Raw genomic sequence first — 1,029 nt, 5'->3', positions numbered from 1 at the left:
GTGCCTTGCAGGTTCATGACCGCCTGGCCGATATGGATCAGTTCGGTTGCGCCTTCGCCGACGATCTGCACGCCCAGCACCCGGCGGGTTTTCAGCGACAGCAGCATTTTCAGCATGCCGTGCTCCAGCCCCATGATGTGCCCGCGCGAGGTTTCGCGGAAGCGGGCGACGCCGACCTCGTAAGGAATGCCGCGCTCCTGCAGCTCTTCCTCGGACATGCCGCAGGTGGACATTTCCGGCACCGAGTAGATGCCATAGGGGTACCAGGGGCTTTCGGGCATGGTGGGCGTGTCGAGCGCATGGCAGGCGGCAACCCGGCCCTGCTGCAGCGAAGTTGAGGCTAGCGACGGATGGCCGATCACATCGCCTGCGGCATAGATGTGGGGCACTTCGGTCTGGTAGGTTTTGCGGTCCACGGACAGGCGGCCGCGGTGGTCGGTCTTCAGCCCGGTTGCCTCGAGATTCAGCGAGGCTGTGGCGCCCAGGCGTCCGGCCGCAAACAGCAGCATTTCAGCCCGCACATGGCGGCCGTTGGCCAGGGTCACTTCGACATGCTCGCCTGCGTCTTCGATGGTTTCCACCGCGGAGCCGAGCCGCAGATCAACGCCGTTTTCACGGATCTGATGGGTGAATTCCTGGATCAGGGTCTTGTCGATGAAATCAAGGAAGCTCTCGCGCGGCTCAATCAGGGTGACGCGCACATCAAGCGCCGAGAACATGGTGGCATATTCCACCCCGATCACGCCGGCGCCAATCACCACCAGCGAGCGCGGGATATCCGCCATCTCAAGGAAATCATCGCCATCCACCACGGTGCGGCCATTGAACGGAACATAGTCCGGACGGTAGGTGCGGGTGCCGGTGGAGATCAGGAACTTCTCTGCCGTGAGCCGGGTGGTTTCGCCGGCTTCGGTGGCGACCTCGACCTCGTTCGGGCCGATGAATTTCGCCAGCCCCATCAGCGTGTCCACATGGTTGCGGTTGAACTGGTGTTCCAGCACGTCAACCTCGTGATCCAGGGTCTTGTGC

At 62.8% G+C, this 1,029-nt stretch carries 1 protein-coding gene; it reads right to left on the bottom strand.

Annotation, left to right across the window (positions count from 1 at the left end; translation table 11 throughout):
• Positions 1 to 1,029: Si-specific NAD(P)(+) transhydrogenase (sthA, locus tag A2I95_RS42095; RefSeq protein WP_291738177.1), on the bottom strand; the 1,029-nt coding region annotated here is incomplete at both ends.

The organism is Leisingera sp. F5 (assembly GCF_001593695.1).
Note: the sequence above shows the minus strand (reverse complement) of the source record. Positions and strands in the feature narration are given on the sequence as shown.